General features: G+C 44.1%; 13 protein-coding genes. 11 read left to right on the top strand and 2 right to left on the bottom strand.

All coding sequences use genetic code 11. The annotated features are described in order from the left end of the window. Nucleotides 1-209 precede the first annotated feature (209 nt). Complete coding sequence (locus BUC07_RS11550) at nt 210-677, bottom strand: hypothetical protein (RefSeq protein WP_139279553.1); 468 nt, start codon at nt 675-677, stop codon at nt 210-212. A 319-nt stretch (nt 678-996) separates the two neighbouring features. On the opposite strand from BUC07_RS11550, the gene queD reads away from it, so the two are divergent. The 3 genes from queD to BUC07_RS20935 are packed head-to-tail and all read left to right on the top strand — an operon-like array spanning nt 997 to nt 4,399. Next, a complete protein-coding gene (gene queD / locus BUC07_RS11545) occupies nt 997-1,446 on the top strand; it encodes a 6-carboxytetrahydropterin synthase QueD (protein ID WP_073169546.1) in 450 nt (149 codons plus the stop codon). A gap of 11 nt (nt 1,447-1,457) precedes the next feature. After that, the gene (polA, locus tag BUC07_RS11540) at nt 1,458-4,229 is read left to right on the top strand and encodes a DNA polymerase I (RefSeq protein WP_073169544.1); all 2,772 of its coding nucleotides are present in this window, start codon (nt 1,458-1,460) and stop codon (nt 4,227-4,229) included. Between the two features lie 2 nt (nt 4,230-4,231). Continuing rightward, nucleotides 4,232-4,399, top strand: a complete 168-nt coding sequence (locus BUC07_RS20935) for a hypothetical protein (protein ID WP_175552522.1) — start codon at nt 4,232-4,234, stop codon at nt 4,397-4,399. Between the two features lie 4 nt (nt 4,400-4,403). On the opposite strand, the gene BUC07_RS11535 is transcribed toward BUC07_RS20935, so the two are convergent. Next, nucleotides 4,404-5,114: a FadR/GntR family transcriptional regulator gene (locus BUC07_RS11535; RefSeq protein ID WP_073169542.1), complete on the bottom strand. Its 711-nt coding sequence runs from the start codon at nt 5,112-5,114 to the stop codon at nt 4,404-4,406. Nucleotides 5,115-5,266: 152 nt separating this feature from the next. Here BUC07_RS11535 and BUC07_RS11530 point away from each other — a divergent pair, with 152 nt between their 5' ends. The 8 genes from BUC07_RS11530 (at nt 5,267) to BUC07_RS11495 (ending at nt 19,104) form a co-directional block, all read left to right on the top strand. Then, the gene (locus BUC07_RS11530) at nt 5,267-8,605 is read left to right on the top strand and encodes a SusC/RagA family TonB-linked outer membrane protein (protein ID WP_073169540.1); all 3,339 of its coding nucleotides are present in this window, start codon (nt 5,267-5,269) and stop codon (nt 8,603-8,605) included. Nucleotides 8,606-8,632: 27 nt separating this feature from the next. Beyond that, on the top strand, nt 8,633-10,195 hold the full coding sequence (locus BUC07_RS11525; RefSeq protein WP_073169537.1) for a RagB/SusD family nutrient uptake outer membrane protein: 1,563 nt from the start codon (nt 8,633-8,635) through the stop codon (nt 10,193-10,195). A 128-nt stretch (nt 10,196-10,323) separates the two neighbouring features. Continuing rightward, nucleotides 10,324-11,955, top strand: coding sequence for a sialidase family protein (locus tag BUC07_RS11520; protein ID WP_083578217.1), 1,632 nt, complete (start codon nt 10,324-10,326; stop codon nt 11,953-11,955). 6 nt (nt 11,956-11,961) lie between these two features. Continuing rightward, nucleotides 11,962-13,938 (top strand): family 20 glycosylhydrolase, encoded by a 1,977-nt coding sequence (locus BUC07_RS11515; protein ID WP_073169532.1) that lies wholly within the window; start codon nt 11,962-11,964, stop codon nt 13,936-13,938. Further along, a complete protein-coding gene (locus BUC07_RS11510; RefSeq protein ID WP_073169530.1) occupies nt 13,935-16,076 on the top strand; it encodes a GDSL-type esterase/lipase family protein in 2,142 nt (713 codons plus the stop codon). Before BUC07_RS11515 ends, BUC07_RS11510 begins: the two co-directional genes overlap by 4 nt. Further along, entirely contained in the window at nt 16,063-16,734 is a 672-nt protein-coding gene (locus BUC07_RS11505; protein WP_073169528.1) for a D-alanyl-lipoteichoic acid biosynthesis protein DltD, read from the top strand. Before BUC07_RS11510 ends, BUC07_RS11505 begins: the two co-directional genes overlap by 14 nt. 46 nt (nt 16,735-16,780) lie before the next feature. Then, nucleotides 16,781-17,710 carry a dihydrodipicolinate synthase family protein gene (locus BUC07_RS11500; protein WP_073169526.1) on the top strand — a complete coding sequence of 310 codons (930 nt, stop codon included), beginning with the start codon at nt 16,781-16,783 and terminating at the stop codon, nt 17,708-17,710. A 230-nt stretch (nt 17,711-17,940) separates the two neighbouring features. Next, on the top strand, nt 17,941-19,104 hold the full coding sequence (locus BUC07_RS11495; protein ID WP_073169524.1) for a n-acyl-d-glucosamine 2-epimerase: 1,164 nt from the start codon (nt 17,941-17,943) through the stop codon (nt 19,102-19,104). Nucleotides 19,105-19,126: the final 22 nt, after the last annotated feature.

Below are 19,126 nucleotides of genomic sequence, written 5' to 3'. Positions count from 1 at the left end.
CAACTTTCGAAAGTTAGCAATGAGTCTTTTATAGGCAAACCCGTAAAACGACTCTGACCACGTTCAGAGAACGTGGGTTTCTAATTTGAACTAAAAATATTCAGTAAAAAGAGTGGAATAAATTAATTTATTGCAGGAAACACGCTATAAATTATCAATGTCAATTTTTAAATTTTACAACAGAAGTATGGGTAGCAAAAGTTGATAATCTACCCTGCATACGCAAATTCATTCTTTTTTTTTCTTCTGCTTGTGTAATCCGATTGGTTCCCACTGGATTTGAATTCCTTTAGCACTTTTTCTGCTTCGTTGCAACTCAATTGGTATCGTTTTGTGCTAAACAATCCGGTTGACATTTTTCGTAGTTCATCATGGATGTTTTCCAGCGATTGAATAATTACTGATTGAATAAACTCAGCGCATTTTGAGCAGGAAGACTCCCGGAATTCTTCAGTTGTGTAAAAAGCGTTTTTTAAGGCTTCAATTGATTTTTGGAATTGCTTATCTCTAAAATACATGTCCGATTCATGAAAATAGTTATTAATTTCCGGAAGATAATTTTTGCAGATTTTCTCATCTTGCTGACAATCCAAAAGTTCAATTTTATCTTGATTATCGTTAAAATATTCAGTATCTGTTTGCACTAATGAAAAAAGTCTTCTTCCTTTAACTTTCATAAATCTATTTTTTTCAATTATCCTGTCTTGCAACTGTTGTTTTACCAGGTCACAGCAGTGAATATAATCGCTCAATGCAAAATTAGATTAATATAACATGGAGGCTGTAATGTAAAATGCTGAAAGAAATGGTACTATTAGCTGATTTTTTGATCAGGCTTTTTTACTTTTTATCAACAAAAGGAAGTTTTGATGATGCAATCGTACGGAAGCTAAAGGATTACTCCCGGGCCTACACCTTAATCCTGAATTATTTCCCCGATACTTAACCTTTCCGTCCGAATTTCTGTAATTTTGCGATTTCTAAAACAGTTTACAGATGGCAAAAATCAGGGTAACCAAACGGTTTCATTTTGAGATGGCACACACGCTTCACGAATACGACGGCCTGTGCCGGAATATTCACGGGCATTCGTACAACCTGGAAGTGACGCTGGCCGGCGAGCCGCGCAACCAGCCCGGTCATCCGAAAGACGGCATGGTGATGGATTTTGCCGATTTGAAGCACCTCGTAAAATCGGAGATTGTCAACCGGTTCGATCACTCATTAATGGTAAACAAACTGGTGCCTGAAGAACAAACTGAGTTGCTGCGAAAAACTTCGGAACGAATTATCCTGGTCGATTTTCAACCCACTACCGAAAATATTGTCAGTTACATTGCCGAAATCCTTCAGGAAAAACTACCGCCCGACGTTTCGCTTTTCAGCATCCGGCTTTTTGAAACCGTAACCGCATTTGCCGAGTGGTTTGCAGAGGATAATCAGTAAAACAAAATAGTATGACAGAAAACAGCCCGAAGAAACTTTTCCTTCTCGATGCTTACGCATTGATTTACAGAAGTTATTATGCATTTATTCGTAACCCGAGGTTTAATTCTAAAGGAGTAAATACTTCCGCAATGCTTGGTTTTACAAACACCCTCACGCAGTTGCTCGAAGCCGAAGACCCACATTACATCGGGGTTGTTTTCGATGTGTCGGCGCCCACTTTTCGCCACGAGATGTACAAGGAATACAAAGCCAATCGCGAAGAAATGCCCGAGGATTTGCGAAAATCAGTTCCCTACATCCGCAAAATTATTGAAGCATTCAATATTCCAATTATTGAAAAGAAAGGTTTTGAAGCCGATGATGTAATCGGTACACTGGCTCAAAAAGCCAAACCTGAAGGTTTTGACACCTTTATGATGACACCGGATAAAGACTATGCCCAGCTGGTGGAAGATCATGTGCGAATGTACAAACCGGCCAAACAGGGAGGCTCCGCTGAAGTCTGGGGCCCCGAAGAAGTGAAAAAGAAATTCGGAATAGAAGATACGGATCAGGTAATCGATATCCTTGGATTGATGGGCGACAGTGCCGACAATATTCCCGGATGTCCGGGCATCGGGCCAAAAACAGCTGAAAAACTGATTGCCAAATACGGTAGCATCGATGGGATTTACGAGAACATTGACGACCTGAAAGGCAAGCAGAAGGAGAACTTGCTGGAGTTTAAAGACCAGGTTTATTTATCGCGCAAACTGGTGACCATCATCCAGGATGTGCCCATCGAGTTCGACAAAAAAGGCCTTACCCGCGATGAGCCTGATAAAGAAGCGCTGAAAGCCATTTTTGAAGATCTGGAATTCCGCACACTGGCCCAGCGGCTGGGACTTGAAGAGGTGAAGCCAAGTGTGGCGACCCAGCAGTCGCTTTTTGGAGATGTGGAGGCAGCGCAACCCGCTGCTCAAAAGCGCGAAAACCTGGAATCGGTTCCCCACCAGTATTATTTGGTTGAAAACGAAATGCAGCGCGCCAGTCTGCGTGCCGAGCTTTCTGTAACCGAAGCGTTTTGTTTCGATACCGAAACTACGGGGCTTGACACCCATTCTTCCGAAATTGTTTGCCTTTCATTTTCATTCCGCAAACACGAGGCTTACTGTGTTTTGCTGCCCTCAAAAAAAGAGGAGGCGCAGAAAGTGATGGATGAATTCCGCGACATTTTTGCCGATGAAAATATTCTGAAAATTGCCCAGAATATTAAGTACGACATGCTGATGCTGAGCAATTATGGCATCGAGGTGAAAGGAAAGCTGTACGACACCATGCTGGCGCACTACCTCATTCAACCCGAGCAAAAACACAACCTCGATTATTTGTGCGACATTTACCTGAATTACGAAAAAGTACCCACCGAAAACCTGATTGGCAAAAAAGGGAAAAACCAGTTGAGCATGCGCTCGGTTGGAAAAGAAAAACTGCGCGACTATGCCTGCGAGGATGCGGATTTAACTTTTCAGCTGAAACAGGCACTCGACCCGAAACTGGATGAATATGAAATGCGCGAACTGTTCGAAACAATGGAGATGCCATTGGTTCCGGTGCTGGTGCACATGGAAAATGCTGGGGTGAAAATTAATTCGGAAGTATTAAAGGAATATGCCAAAAAACTCAGGAAGCAGATTATTGAGATTGAAAAAGAGATACACGAGATGGCAGGGGAGGAGTTCAATGTGTCGTCGCCCAAACAGTTGGGGCCTATTCTTTTCGAAAAACTGAAAATTGATACCAACGCCCGCAAAACCAAAACGAAACAGTATTCCACTTCAGAAGAAGTATTGGTGCGCCTCGCCGACAGGCATCCGATTGTGAATAAAATCCTGGAATTCAGGGGGCTGAAAAAGTTGCTTTCTACTTATGTGGAAGCGTTGCCCGAAATCGTCAATAAAAGAACCGGGAAAATTCACTCCTCGTTTAACCAGGCCATTACGTCCACCGGGCGGTTGAGTTCCATCAACCCCAACCTGCAAAACATTCCCATCCGCGACGAAGCCGGGCGTGAAATCCGGAGGGCGTTCATTCCTTCGGACGAGGAACACACCTTTCTTTCGGCTGACTACTCGCAAATTGAACTGCGCATTATGGCCGCGCTGAGCAAAGATGAGGAGATGCTGAAAGCGTTCAACGAAGGGAAAGATATTCACTCCATTACAGCCGCCAAAATATACAAAGTTCCCGAAAATGAAGTGACATCCGACATGCGCCGGAAAGCCAAAACCGCCAATTTCGGGATCATTTACGGAATTTCAGCCTACGGACTTTCGCAACGGCTGAACATTCCCAGGAAAGAAGCTAAAGAGTTGATCGACGGTTATTTTGAAAATTTCCCGAAAATTAAAGGATTCATGGACAGGCAAATAGAACTGGCCAGAAATAAAGGGTATGTGCAAACAATTAAAGGGCGTAAGCGTTATTTAAATGACATTAATTCAGCCAATGGTACCGTCCGCGGCATGGCAGAACGTAACGCCATAAACGCGCCCATACAGGGCTCGGCCGCCGACATAATAAAAATGGCAATGATTAAAATTTTTGAATCGTTTAAAAACGAAAAATTAAAATCAAAAATGATATTGCAGGTGCACGATGAGCTGAATTTTGATGTGTTTAAAACGGAACTTGAAGAGGTAAAAAAGATTGTTAAAAATGAGATGGAAAATGCTGTTCATTTTGATGTTCCGTTAACCGTTGAAATGAATGCTGCCGACAATTGGCTCGATGCCCATTAATTATGCAACAAAGAATAATTGAAATAGAAACTGAAGACGATTACAGGGAGGCCCTCAACCGCTTCATCGTATTATGCGAAACCCAAAAAACCGATGAAGATCTAAAAGAGTTGCTTCTACTCACCGATTTAATGGAAAAATACGAACGTGAAAATTGCAGGGATAGCTGAAAATTTACTTTCCGTATAATCGTTGAAAATGGTTTTCCAGATGGTTGCGCATTGCCGACCGGAATTTATCGGGAGAACCATTTTTTAATATATCGACCAGGCCCTGGTGCGAAACATGGGTTTTCTTTTGAATAGGTTTTTTTATCAGGCCGCTGTCGTACATGTAGTTAAAAACAGGCAGTAAAATTTGCTGAAATTTTAAAAGCGTATCATTGTGGGCAATTTCGTAAAGTTTACCGTGAAACTTAATTTCATGATCGATGTCGAACAAAACATCGTCCGATTTTTCCGGTTCCTTATTAATTATGCGTTGCAGATCTGCAATATCTTCGGGTGAAACATGCTGAAAAATCAAATCAGCCATCCCGATTTCTATTACCAGACGCAGTTCAAAAATATCTTTGAGCGTGGTATTGTCGAGCATACGCGGAATCATTGATTTTCCCAACAGAGCGGAAAGATCAGGACTTTTAATGATGGTTCCCTTGTGTTTTATGGATTCAATTATTCCCAGTGTTTTTAACCGGGTGAGCGACTCCCGGATAACCGTGCGGCTCACGCCCATGGCATTGGCCAATTCCATTTCTTTGGGGATCACATCACCGGGTTTGTACTCTTTTTTAATGAAAAAATCAACGAGGTTCATTTCAACTTTATCTACCAGGCTTCTTGTGTCAATTGTCGATAAGTATTCTGCTTTTCCTTGTGAGTTCATGCTTCCGAAAAATTTAATTGATTTTCAGCTATAAAAAAATTGAACACAAATTTCTTAAAAATTTTGAATTAAAAAATTATTAAATATATTTGTGCTGTGTTATGTAATACATAATGCAAATATATAAAGAAAATAATTAAAAAAAACAGCTTATGAAGACTTTCACTAAAAAATTGCTTAGCTTATGCTTGTTGGCATTAATAATGCTCATCAGCGGGCAGGTGTTTGCACAAGAAACAATTTCGGGTACTGTGACTGAGGCTGATACCGGTGAGCCTCTTCCGGGTGTTTCTGTGGTTGTTAAAGGTACTACAACCGGTACGGTAACTAATGTTGATGGAGAATATCAACTGGATGCTTCAATCGATGATATACTGATTTTTTCTTTTATTGGTATGTCAACACAAGAGGTAGAGGTAAATGGCCGAGCCTCTATTAACGTAGAATTAGCAACAAGTGTAGAAGCCCTTGAAGAGGTTGTTGTTACAGGTTATGGCGGAACACAGAAGCGTTCCAAGCTAACCAACTCTATTGCTTCAGTTAAAGAAGAAACGCTCACTAAAGGAACTCATGCCAACCCGGCACAGGCGCTTACTGGCGCGGTTTCCGGGTTAAAGGTTACTAATGTTTCCGGTAATCCGGGAGCAACACCTTCCATTTATCTGCGCGGAGGGACTAACTTTGACGGCACCGGCTCGCCTTTGGTTTTGATTGATGGCCAGGTGGGTGCATTTAATGACATCAATCCGAACGACATTGAATCGATTGAAGTTTTAAAAGATGCGGGTGCAACTGCTCTTTACGGAGCTCGCGCCAATAATGGAGTTATTCTTATAACCACTAAAAAAGGGGGAGCACCTGAGGTTGTGTTAAATGTAAAATACGGTTTAAACTATTTGAATAATCCTTATGAGTTTTTTGGAGCCGAAGAATACCTGTATTGGTTAAGAAAAGGTATTCAAAATGCCGCTCAAATGTACCAGGATTCTCAGGGGGATTGGGTCGGATATTCCAATATCGCTCAACTGGGACAGGCCCAGCCTTTTGGAACCGGTAACCGTTATTTCGACGACAATGGAAATCCATTGGATGGAAACCAAACTTCTTTGGCCGTTTACAGTCCAATGATTTATACCTCTGACTTGTCTTTCTTGCTGGATCAAGGTTGGCAGACCATGACTGACCCGGTAACCGGAAAGGAAATTATTTTCTCGGAATTTATAAAAGAAAAAACGGCATTTAACAATCCGGCTTTAACGCAAGATTACAACATAAGCTTTAGCGGCAGCAACGAACGGGGAAAATATTATGCCGGTATTGGCTATTATGATGCAGAAGGACAACCTGCAAAAACCTGGTATAAACGGTTAAATTTTACCTTTAACGGCGAGTACAAAATTCGTCCCTGGTTTACCTCAAATAGCAATTTTCAGTTTACCGATGCCAAATGGTACGATGTTCCCACAACAAGTGAGCAAAACTATTTTGGCAGAATGCTGAGTACGCCACCAACTCAAAGGGAATACAATCCGGATGGGGAATTAATTCTTGGAAACAATACCGGCGATGGTAACCCACTTGTTAATATCGACAAGCTGAAAAGGGATAACAACACCAATAAATTTATAATGGGCCAAAGTTTCAAGATTGATTTTTTACAGAATTTAAGTTTGAAAGTTAATGCTCACTGGTTGCTGGATCAAGGGTATTATGAGGCTTTTAACCAGGATTATCGGTCAAGGCCCGGCGTTATTAATACTACGCGCAGCTCATCGGCACGTTATAATAAAGAGCTGAGCCAAACGTATAACGCCGTATTAAACTACGATCTTACCAAAGGAAATCACACGGCCAGTGCCCTGGTTGGATATGAATTCTACGACAAGAAGTGGATCGGATTGAGTGCCAGTGGCAGCGGTGCGCCAACCGACGATTTTAGCGACCTCGAACTTACTTCTCAGGACGAAGGGAAACGTTCGATTGATACCTATCACATTGAGGAAAGGATACGTTCATATTTTGGGAGATTAAATTATGATTATGCTGAAAAATACCTGATTTCAGGAACATTCAGGCAAGACGGCTATTCGCGTTTGCTTGGTGATAATCGCTGGGGATTTTTTCCAGGGGTATCAGCCGGTTGGATAGTAAATAAGGAAAACTTCATGAAAGATTATAATTCGCTGATTTCTTTCTTGAAAGTAAGAGCGAGTTACGGTTTGAACGGTAATGTTTCCGATTTGAATGGAAATCCGAATGATATTGACGCATACGTACTTCAGGGAAGTTATAACAATACTAATTATAATAATACTGTTGGATATGTTGTTGGGAATATCCCAAATCCGGGTCTGAAATGGGAACGCTCAAAAACAGCTGAAGTAGGTATTGATGTGAGTTTTCTTGAAAACAAAATCAATACAAATTTTACTTACTACAACCGTTTGACACTGGATAAATATGCAAATATTCCCCTGCCAATCTCATCCGGTATCAGCTCTATCAGTTCTAACAACGGAGAGTTCAGAAACAAGGGGTTAGAAGTTGACATGTCGGTAAAAGCATTGCGAAAAGAAGACTGGACATGGGATGTTTCTGCCAATATTACATACAGTAAAAACATTGTTGAGAAGCTACCGGATAATGGTTTGGAAAACAACCGTCAGGGCGCTTTCCAGGTGTACGACGGAACAACCGGTAACCTGATTTGGGTTGGCGGATACCAGGAAGGACAGCAACCAGGAGATTTATATGCATTTAAAGCACTGGGCGTTTTCAATGATTGGGACGAAGTGAATGCTGAAGCTGCCAACCGGAAAGATATTACAACCGGATGGTGGTCGAATGGCCGACCGGTTTATGGCCCGGATGCCTGGGATGCCCTGGGTGATGATAAAGGCAACGGACTTCCTCTAAAACCAGGTGATATGAACTTCCTGGATGTAAACGAAGACGGTGTTATTGACGACTTTGACCAGGTAAAAATGGGAAATACCCGTCCGAAATGGTTTGGTGGAATTACTTCAAACCTTTCTTATAAAGGATTTACATTCTATGCAAGAATGGACTACTCGCTTGGTTTTGTGCAGTTAGATGTTCAACGCCCGTGGTTCATGGGTTTTGGCCAGGGTACATTCAATACCCTTGTTGAAACACGAGACACCTGGACTCCCGACAATCCAACAGCAGAATTTGCTGAATACCGCTGGGCCGACCAGTTGGGATCAAGGAACTATTTCCGGCAATCTTCACGATGGGTTTATAAAGGTGACTACCTGGCATTCAGAGAAGTTTCCCTGTCGTACGGGTTACCAAATTATTTAATGGAAGATATTGGCATGAAGGCTGTTACACTTTCAGTTACTGGTCAGAATCTCGGATATCTGACGGCATCAAAACTGAACAGACCTGAAATATTTGGCTCAAGTATGCAGTGGGCCGGATACACAAGTCCAAGAACTGTAATTTTTGGAGTAAATGTGAAGTTTTAAAAGACATTAATTTAAAATTGAAAAGAAATGAAAAAGCAAATAATAACAATTAAGGTTCTAATTTTATTTTTGGTTTCCTTAGTGTCTTGCGATTCGCTAGATTTGGGCCCGCTTGACTACTATGGAAGTGAGAACTTCTGGCAAAATGAAGCCCAGGTAGAAGGTTATGTACTTGGCGTACACAGCCAGGTTCGTGGGTTGCACTCAACATTATGGCTTCTTGGAGAGGCAAGAGGAGGACTTCACAAACACGGATTATCATCTACAGGTACTTCGTTAAATGATTCAAGCCCGGTTAAAGACCAGGATTTTACCAAAGACAAAACCGGTATCAGCGGATGGGGCGGATTTTATCAACGCATTCTTTCGATAAACCTGGGAATCAATAAGCTGGAGAACGAGGCTGATTTTTTAACTGATGACAGTAAAAATTATTACCTGGGACAATTATACGGATTAAGAGCATTTTTGTACAGCTATTTGTATAAAACTTACGGTGGGGTTCCTGTTGTTACTGAACCTAAAGTGATGCAGGGCGAAAACAGTGCAGAGCCTTTATACACAGAGCGAAGCACGCCAAAACAAGTTCTGGATTTTATAAAAAGTGATTTGGAAAAATCCGAGAATTATTTTGGTTCCAACATTGAAATTAAAAATCAAAAAGGTTCCTGGTCAAAATACGCTACTTTAATGCTGAAAGCCGATATCTATCTGTGGTCAGCAAAAGTTACTACAGGAGATCAGACACCTGCTTCAAATGATTTGACTGTTGCTGAAAGTGCACTGAATGAAGTGAAAGGGAAGTTTTCTTTGCTCGACGATTATTCATCTGTATTCGAATATGACAATAAAGGAAATGACGAAATTATATTTGCGCTTCGATTTCTGGAAACAGAAGCCACTACTTTTCATTACTTGTTCCGGTATCAGCAAAACCTGATAGCTGGAAAATATTTAGCTGATGGTTCGCAAAGCTCCGACCCCCTTAATACCAAGGGAAACGGCTTGTTACGTCACGAATATATTTTCCCTTTGTTTGAAAGTTACGATGAACTCGATTCACGCAAGTATTCTATTTTCCTTGATATTTACGATAAGGATGAAGAAACCGGGGAGTTGATCGACGGCGGAACAATCATGCGTAAATTTTTGGGCTTGATTAATGCTGATGGCAACCGTGTTTATTCTGACGACATCCCAGTTTATCGTTATGCTGATGTATTGTTAATGCTGGCAGAAGTGGAAAATATGAAAGGCGGAAATCCTGCACAGTACATTAACATGATTCGCCAAAGAGCTTATGGCGACAATTACAGCCCGGCAGAACATGCCTACACCAATGGCGACTTTGCCACCAACGAACGGGCAATTTTAGCTGAGCGCGATAAAGAATTTGTTTGTGAAGGCAAGCGCTGGTTCGACGTGCGTCGCATGCACGATGCTTCTGGAGACCCATTGGTATTTTCCGATGCTGTTAATTACGGAAATCCAGCTGTATTAAGTACAGGAGAAGCACATAAATTACTGTGGCCGGTTGATGTGAATACATTGAATGTCGATCCAAAACTGGAACAGACGCCTGGTTATTAATCCGGGTGAAACAGAGAAAAGGATTTCAATTTTTCATAGATTTAGTTTGGTATGGATTGAAGGTTCGAATCGGACCTTCAATTCTCTTATTTTTTCACTATTTTCATCGCTCAGTAAAGCAAACCATCATGAACAAATTTTCAGTTTTATTTTTTATAACAATCCTTTTTTTCGCTTGCGTAATAGAAGAGAAAGTTCCCGAATTCAGCGCCAGTTCAATCCATCTCAATCGCGTTCCGTTATTTGTTGGCCGCGAAAACCCCGATGTGTTGCAGGTTAAAATTTCGGTTCCCGACACCGGGAAAATTTACCAGCTCACCACTACAATATTATATTTTACAGAAAATAGCAGCCCCTCTATTTTGGAATCGGTGAAAATAAATCACTCCAAAAACGGCGAAGAACAATTCGAGCCAATTACAGATAATGGTCTGCAACTGAAAGACAACAAGGCAGAAATTGATGCAACAGCCGAAATTGGCCCCGGAAATCATACCCTTTCCTTTGGTTTTCAGGTGAAAGATGATGCAATTCTTACCGAAAGTTTCTCCATTCAACATGTGGAGTTGCAATTTGAGGATGGTTCGGTGTTGAATCTCGAACCGGAATCTGAATTTGCTTATCGGCCAGCTAATGTCGTTCGCGCTGCAGGGCAGGACAACTGCGATACCTACCGCATTCCGGGAATGGTAACCACCAACGAAGGAACGCTCATTGCCGTGTACGACAACCGCTACAACAACAGTAAGGATTTGCAGGAAGACATCGATGTGGGGATGAGCCGCAGCACCGACGGCGGGCAAACCTGGGAACCCATGCGCGTAATTATGGATATGCGCGAATGGGGTGGAAACCCTGAATGCCTCAACGGAATAGGCGACCCGGCTGTTTTGTACGATCACACCACCGGAACCATTTGGGTGGCCGCATTGTGGATCAGCGGCTTCTCCGAAAAAGATATGCTTTGGTGGGCCTCGAAGCCGGGAATGAAACCCACCGAAACCGGGCAGTTTGTGCTGGTAAAAAGCACCGACGACGGCCTCACCTGGTCGGACCCCATCAATATTACCGAACAGATTAAAGACCCCGCCTGGCAGTTGTTGTTCCAGGGACCCGGCCGCGGAATTACCCTCAACGACGGTACGCTGGTTTTTCCGGCGCAATTCAAGGCCGACATTGGCCAAAAAGCGCTGGATGGCGGCCAGTACACTGCTCATTCCACCATCGTTTACAGCAAAGATGGCGGCGAAACCTGGCAAATCGGCACCGGCGCCAAACCCAACACCACCGAAGCACAGGTGGTGCAACTGGCCGACGGCAGCCTGATGCTCAACATGCGCGACGACCTCAACCGCCGCGTGAAAGACGAAACCAACGGACGGGCAGTAGCTGTTACCAGCGATTTGGGAAAGACCTGGACAATCCATCCGTCTTCCAACTCAGCATTACCCGAACCCAACTGCATGGCCAGCCTCATTGCTGCCGATGTGGAATTAAACGGAGAAAAACAGCAGATCCTCTTCTTCTCCAATCCCAACGACAAAGAGGCAAGAATTAACATGACCATAAAAACCAGCTTCGACGGTGGGCACACCTGGCCTGAAACAAACCAGGTTTTACTGAATGAAAACCCGGGTTTTGGCTACTCCTGTATGACCATGGTGGATGAAAATACTGTGGGAATTTTGTATGAAGGAGCCAAAGAGCTTTATTTTCAAAAAGTTCCGGTTGATGAGTTACTGGGTAACGTAATGAATTAATTAATCGTGCTGAAACAAAGAAAAAATATTACGGTGCTTTTGGTGGTTTTTTCTGCTTTTTTAATGGTGCAGTGCACATCTGAAAAAGCAGAACAGCCAGCATTAATTCCCATGCCGCAAAATCTGGAGTGGAACGGCGAGGCATTTAACATGGTCGACAGCAGTGCGCGGTTTGGTCAGCGAATAGTTCCACATTTAAATGAAATTCCGTTGAATGAAAACGAAGCCTACTCATTGGATGTAACATCCGATTCGCTGATTCTATCTGCTTTGACAGAAGAAGGACTGTTCCGCGGGTTACAAACGGTAAAACAACTGACGTATTTTGAAAACGGAAAACGGTTTGTTGCTGGCTGTTCCATCCGTGACTGGCCGGCATTTCGGCTGCGCGGTTTTATGCAGGATGTGGGCCGGAATTTTCAGCCGGTGGAAATGCTGAAGGAGCAGATTGACGTGCTGGCGACTTACAAATTCAATGCATTTCATTTTCACGTTACCGATAATCCGGGTTGGCGCCTCGAAAGTAAAGAATATCCGCAACTGAATTCTCCGGAATCCATGAGCCGATGGCCGGGGAAATATTATACACAGGAAGAGTTTAAAGTGCTGGTGGATTATTGTTATGAACGCAAAATAACGCTCATCCCGGAATTCGATTTGCCGGGGCACAGTGCGGCATTCCGTAAAGCTTTCGGGTTTGAATCGATGAATGACCCGCGTGTGCAGCCGGTTTTAATCGATTTAATCGATGAACTAGTGAGCCTGGTTCCTCCCGAAAAAATGCCGTACATTCACCTGGGCACCGATGAGGTGTGGCACAGCTACGAAGAACCCTCGCCAACCCTTTTGCCGGCGCTTTTGGAGCGGGTAACGCAATATCACGGCCGCGAACTCATCGTCTGGCGACCGGGTCAGCACATCGAAGGCGATTCGGTTTCCATCACGCAACTCTGGTCGTCAAATGGCCACCCAAAACCGGGCCACCGCTATCTCGATTCAAGGCTGAATTACCTCAACCACCTCGACCCGCTGGCCGGAATTCCGCAGTTGTATTTCGAACGCATCAATGGCGCTGCACACGGCGATTCCCTGCGTATGGGCGGTATTTTGTGCAACTGGAACGACAACCTCGTTGCCAACCAATACGATGCTGTCCTGCATAATCCGGTTTACCCGGGAATTGTCACCTACAGCGAAACTTCGTGGACCGGTCAGTCCGAAGGTTTTGGCGAAAAGTACCTTGCAAAGTTTCCGGAGAGAAATTCTTCGGCATTTCAGAAATATACTGATTTTGAAGAACGGCTGATCAAACACCGCGATTTGTACTTTCAGGATAAACCGTTTCCCTATGTGAAACAAACCCACATAAAATGGCGCATTGCCGGGCCGTTCAATCACAAAGGAGATGTGAATAAAAAATTTCCGCCCGAGGATTCCATTGCTGCTGAATATGTAGTGGATTCAGAAAGATATGCCTGGTCTGAACCGGTAATTGGTGGCACGGTGCATCTTTCACACTTTTTTGGGTATCCCTCTTTGTTTCCCAAAGAAACGGGAACGTATTACGCGTTTACCCGCATTTGGTCGCCTGAAGATCAAACGGTGAATTCCTGGATTGGTTTTCATGACTGGTCGCGCTCAGGGGGAAGACGTGGCGGGCCATTCCCAAATCAGGGGCAGTGGCACAACACCAATCCGCAGGTATGGTTAAACGGCGAAATTATTCAGCCTCCAGAATGGATCAATCCCGGACTGGAAGACAGTTCTTCAGAAATCCCATTTTCGGATGAGAATTATTATTTCCGCGAACCGACCAAAATTCAACTGAGAAAAGGCTGGAACGAGGTGCTTTTAAAGATTCCTGTTATTCCACAAACCTGGAAGAGGATGTTTACTTTTGTGCCCGTTCAGGTGGAGGCTGGGAATGTGAGCGAAATAGAAGAATTAAAATTTTTTGCTGAAATAAAAAAATTGAATAAATGAGAAAACGTTTTGCAGTTTGGATAGCTGGTTGGCTGCTGCTCGTGTTGAGTATTCCGCAGAATGTGTTCGGTGTGTCGTTCCCGCAAAACGGTTCTGAAAAAACTAAAGTAGCCTGCGTGGGCAATTCGGTTACGCGTGGCTACGGATTGCTTTTTCCTGAAAAGGATTCGTATCCTGCGCAACTGCAGGAATTGCTTGGACAAGGTTTTGAAGTTGAAAATTTTGGGCACAGCGGGGCCACGCTGCTTTCCAAAGGTCACCGGCCATACATTGAAACGCTTGAGTACTCCGAAGCTTTAAAATTTGAAGCCGACATTGTTGTCATTCACCTTGGCCTGAACGACACCGACCCCCGCAACTGGCCCAATTTCAGGGATGAGTTTATCCGGGATTACATGCAGTTGGTGGAATCGTTCAGAAAAAATAATAACCCGGAGATTTACATTTGCCGGATGAGTCCCATTTTTCACGGGCATCCACGGTTTAAGTCGGGCACGCGCGACTGGTTTTGGCAAATTCAGGATGCCATTGAACAAGTGGCACAGAACAGCAAAACCGGGCTGATTGATTTACATGAGCCGTTGTACAGCCGTCCCGATTTGTTTGCCGATGCCCTTCACCCCAATCTGGAAGGAGCGGGAATTATTGCACAAACCGTTTACGAAAACATTACGGGCGACTTTGGCGGATTGAGGCTGGCACAGGTTTTTATGAACCACATGGTATTGCAGCAAAATTCTCCTCACGTTTTTTTTGGAAAAGCCAACGCAGGAGAAACAGTTACAGCAACTTTTAATGGTGAAGTTCAAACATGTGTGGCAAACGCTTCGGGCGACTGGAAACTTACTTTTAGACCCGCACCGGCCGGAGGGCTATACCAGCTTGAGGTTTCTGCAGGAAAGAACCAAACCATTTTGCTCGATGATATTTTGGTGGGGGAAGTTTGGATTTGCGCCGGCCAGTCGAACATGGAATTTGAGCTGAAACACGCCGCCAGTGCATCGGCCGTGGTTTCTGCAGCTTCAGACGAAAACCTGCGGCTGCTGAATAAAAAGGGAATTGTACGTCCCGATAATACAAAGTGGGATTCAACCGTCCTGGAAAAGGTCAACAGACTTCATTTTTTTGAAGGCGAATGGAAAAAGAGCACACCTGATGCGGCTGCTGAATTTTCGGCCATTGGATACAGTTTCGGGAAAATGCTCAGGGAGAACCTGGATGTGCCGGTTGGTTTGATTCAGATAAGTGTGGGCGGTGCTCCGGTTGAGGCGTTCATCGACCGCAAAACACTGGAGTTTGACCCACACCTGGTGGATGTATTGAACAACTGGAAACACAACGATTTTATCCAGGATTGGTGCCGCCAGCGTGCTGCTACCAACCTGGAATTGACAGAAAACAAACAACAGCGTCACCCCTTCGAGCCGGCTTATATTTACGAGGCCGGAGTGCAATCGCTCGCAGGTTTTCCGGTGGCAGGCGTAATTTTTTACCAGGGTGAATCGAATGCCCATAATGCAGCACATTACCAGAATGCGTTTCCGGCGCTGGTTCAGTCGTGGCGAACTGCATTTAATCAACCGGAGATGCCGTTTTACTTTGCCCAGTTATCGAGCATCAACCGGCCGTCGTGGCCTTATTTCAGGGATGTTCAGCGACAACTGGCACAAAGCATCCCGAACACCGAAATGGTGGTAACCAGCGATTTGGGCGATTCACTGGATGTGCATCCGAGACAAAAAATCGAAGTGGGCGAACGGTTTGCCAACATCGCTTTATCAAATATTTACAATGTTGAAGGTTTCGCAGAAGGAGGCCCGGAACTCAATTCAGTCATTCAAAAGAATGGAAAAGTTATTCTCACCTTTTTAAATGCCGGCCGGATAGAAACTTCAGACGATGAACCCGTTCGCGAACTGGAAGTGGCAGGCAGAGATGGGCTTTTCAGCAATGTAAAAGCTGAAATTCAGGGAAATCAAATTTTGATTAATTCAAAAGATATGGCTGTGAAAAGCATCAGGTACGGCTGGAAACCTTTTTCCAGAGGGAATTTGGTAAACGAAAACGGCTGGCCGGTATCTACTTTTCGGGTTGATGTACCTTATCAATTAAAAAAATATAACTATGAGAATCATTAAATTAATAACGTTGGTTTTGTTTGCCGCAAGTCATTTTTTTGCAATGACAGCTTACGGGCAGGAGGCTTTTCAATCCACTTATTACGAACAGCGAAGAACATTGTTTGAGCAACTTCCCAACACAAAAAAGGAAATTATTTTTCTGGGAAACAGCATCACCGATGGCAGTGAGTGGTCGGAACTGTTTCAAAACAAACGCATTAAAAACCGTGGAATCAGCGGAGATGTTACCGAAGGAGTTTTATATCGACTGAATGAAGTTACTGAATCGAAACCGGCCAAAGTGTTTTTGCTGATTGGAATCAACGATTTGGCCCGCAATATTTCCAAAGAAACTGTTTTTGAAAACATTTCCGGAATTGCTACCTCCATCAGGGAGCAATCGCCAAAAACCAGGGTGTTTGTGCAAAGCATTCTGCCGGTGAATCCCGCTTTTGATAAATTTACCGGGCATTGTTCAAAAACAGAAGAAGTGAAATGGATAAATAATAAGCTGGAAGAATTTTGTGCGCAGCACGGCTTTCAGTATGTTGATTTATTTACGCATTTTACAAATGAAAGCGATGATTTTATGAATCCTGAGTTTACAAACGACGGCCTGCACCTCACCGGCAAAGGTTACCTGAAATGGGCAGAAATCATAAAGCCTCTGTTGTAAACCGATAATAGATTTTTTCAGAAACAATTAAAAAACAAATACCGAAATGATACCAAAATTTGAAGGACTGATAGCCGCGCCGTTCACACCCATGAATGAAAAGGGAGAAGTGGTTTACGAACGGATTCCGCCGTATTACAATTTTTTGAAACAGAACAAAGTGGTGGGCGCGTTTATCAACGGCTCCACCGGGGAGGGCGTGTCGCTCACCCAAAAAGAGCGGATGAAAACCGCCGAACAGTGGGTGGCGGCAGCCAAAGCCGACTCGTCGGTGAAAATTATCAATCTTGCGGGTGGTACTTCCTACATGGAATGTATTGAAAACGCGCAGCATTCGGCAGAAATCGGTGTGGATGCCATTGCTCTGCTTGCGCCTTACTATTTTAAACCGTCGGGTGCCGCACAACTGGCAGAGTTTGTGGCTCGCGTGGCCGAATCCGTTCCGCAACTGCCGGTTTATTTTTACCACATTCCTGTGCTTACGGGCTGTAATGTACCCATGTTCGATTTTCTGAAAGAAGCTGCGCCTGCCGTTCCCAACCTGGCCGGTATCAAATACACCCACGAAGATTTTATGGATTTCCAGAGCTGCATCAGTTTTATGGATGGTAAATATGACATGCTCTGGGGGCGCGACGAAAACCTGCTTTCGGCGCTGGTTCTGGGAACCCGCAGCGGCGTGGGAAGCACTTTCAACTACGCAGCGCCGTTGTACTATAAACTGATTGATGCTTTTGACAATGGAAATCTGGTACTTGCCCGCCAATTGCAGCAAAAGGCCATCAACATGATTCGCCTGTTGGGGAAATATGGCGGCATTGCCACCGGAAAAGCATATATGCGCTATGTTGGCTTCGATTGCGGCGAATTCCGTTCGCCCATAAAAAACATGAATCGCGACGATTACCGGAAATTTACCGAAGATGTGAAAGCGTTGGCGATGGAAGAGGAATTCTCAAGAATTGCTGAAAACTAACCAATCGGTTAGCAACCATTTGGTTAGTTTTAATTTTGGTGTGAAGGAAAAGGTTTCCGGAGGTGCATATGTTTATTAATTGTCATTTCGAATCCCGGTATTCCGGGTGAGAAATCTTAAATATTGAAACAGATTTCTCCTCGAATACTCGTCGAAATGACAGCTTTCAAGGATTGACAATTTAATATGATTATAGATATTTCTGCCGGATATAAAATAAACTTTTAAATATGGACTTCAAAAATTTAGCACAACAATACAAAAACGAACTCCTCGAAAACGTGGTTCCTTTTTGGGAGAACCACTCAAAAGATGAGGAGTTTGGTGGTTATTTTACGTGTCTCAATCGTGATGGAATGGTTTTCGATACCGATAAATTCATCTGGTTGCAAGGGCGGGAAGTCTGGATGTTTTCCACCCTGTTCAATAAAGTGGAGCAGAAACAGCAGTGGCTCGACATGGCATTGCATGGTGCGAAATTCCTGCAAAAATACGGGCACGACGGAGACCTGAACTGGTACTTTTCGCTCACCCGTGAAGGAAAACCATTGGTGCAGCCCTACAATATTTTTTCCGACTGCTTTGCCACCATGGCGTTTGGCCAGCTTTACAAAGCCACAGGCAATGAGGAATACGGGCAAATCGCCAAAAACACCTTCGAAAACATTCTGAAACGCAGCGACAATCCCAAAGGAAAATACAACAAACTGGTTCCCGGAACGCGTCCGCTGAAGGGCTTTTCGCTGCCCATGATTTTGTGCAACCTGTCGCTGGAAATCGAGCACCTGCTGCCCGAACAGCTGGTGGACGAAACCATTGAAAAAGTGTTGCACGAAGTGATGGATGTGTTTTATCAGCCCGACTCAGGTTTGATTTTGGAAAATGTAAAACCCGACGGCAGCTTTTCCGATTCGTTCGAAGGCCGCCTCATCAACCCGGGGCATGCCATTGAAGCCATGTGGTTTATCATGGATTTGTCGGTGCGATTGCAAAAACCGGAGTTGGCACAAAAAGCAGTGGAAATTGTATTGCGCACGCTGGAATACGGCTGGGACAAAGAGTTCGACGGGATTTTCTATTTCCTCGACATTAAAGGAAATCCGCCGCAGCAACTGGAGTGGGACCAGAAATTGTGGTGGGTGCACATTGAATCGCTCATCAGCCTGATAAAAGGGTATGCGCTCACCGGAAATAAAGAGTGCCTCACCTGGTTTGAAAAAGTGCACGATTACACCTGGTCGCATTTTGCCGACCCCGAACACGGCGAGTGGTTTGGTTACCTCAACCGCCGGGGCGAAGTACTGCTACCGCTGAAAGGCGGAAAATGGAAAGGCTGTTTTCATGTGCCGCGCGGGTTGTACCAGGTTTGGAAAACGTTGGAAACATTGAAGTGAAATTTTCTCCCGCTGATGTCGC

The organism is Tangfeifania diversioriginum, assembly GCF_900141875.1.
Classification (GTDB): Bacteria; Bacteroidota; Bacteroidia; order Bacteroidales; family Prolixibacteraceae; genus Tangfeifania; species Tangfeifania diversioriginum.
This window is presented reverse-complemented; position numbering and strand designations above follow the sequence as displayed.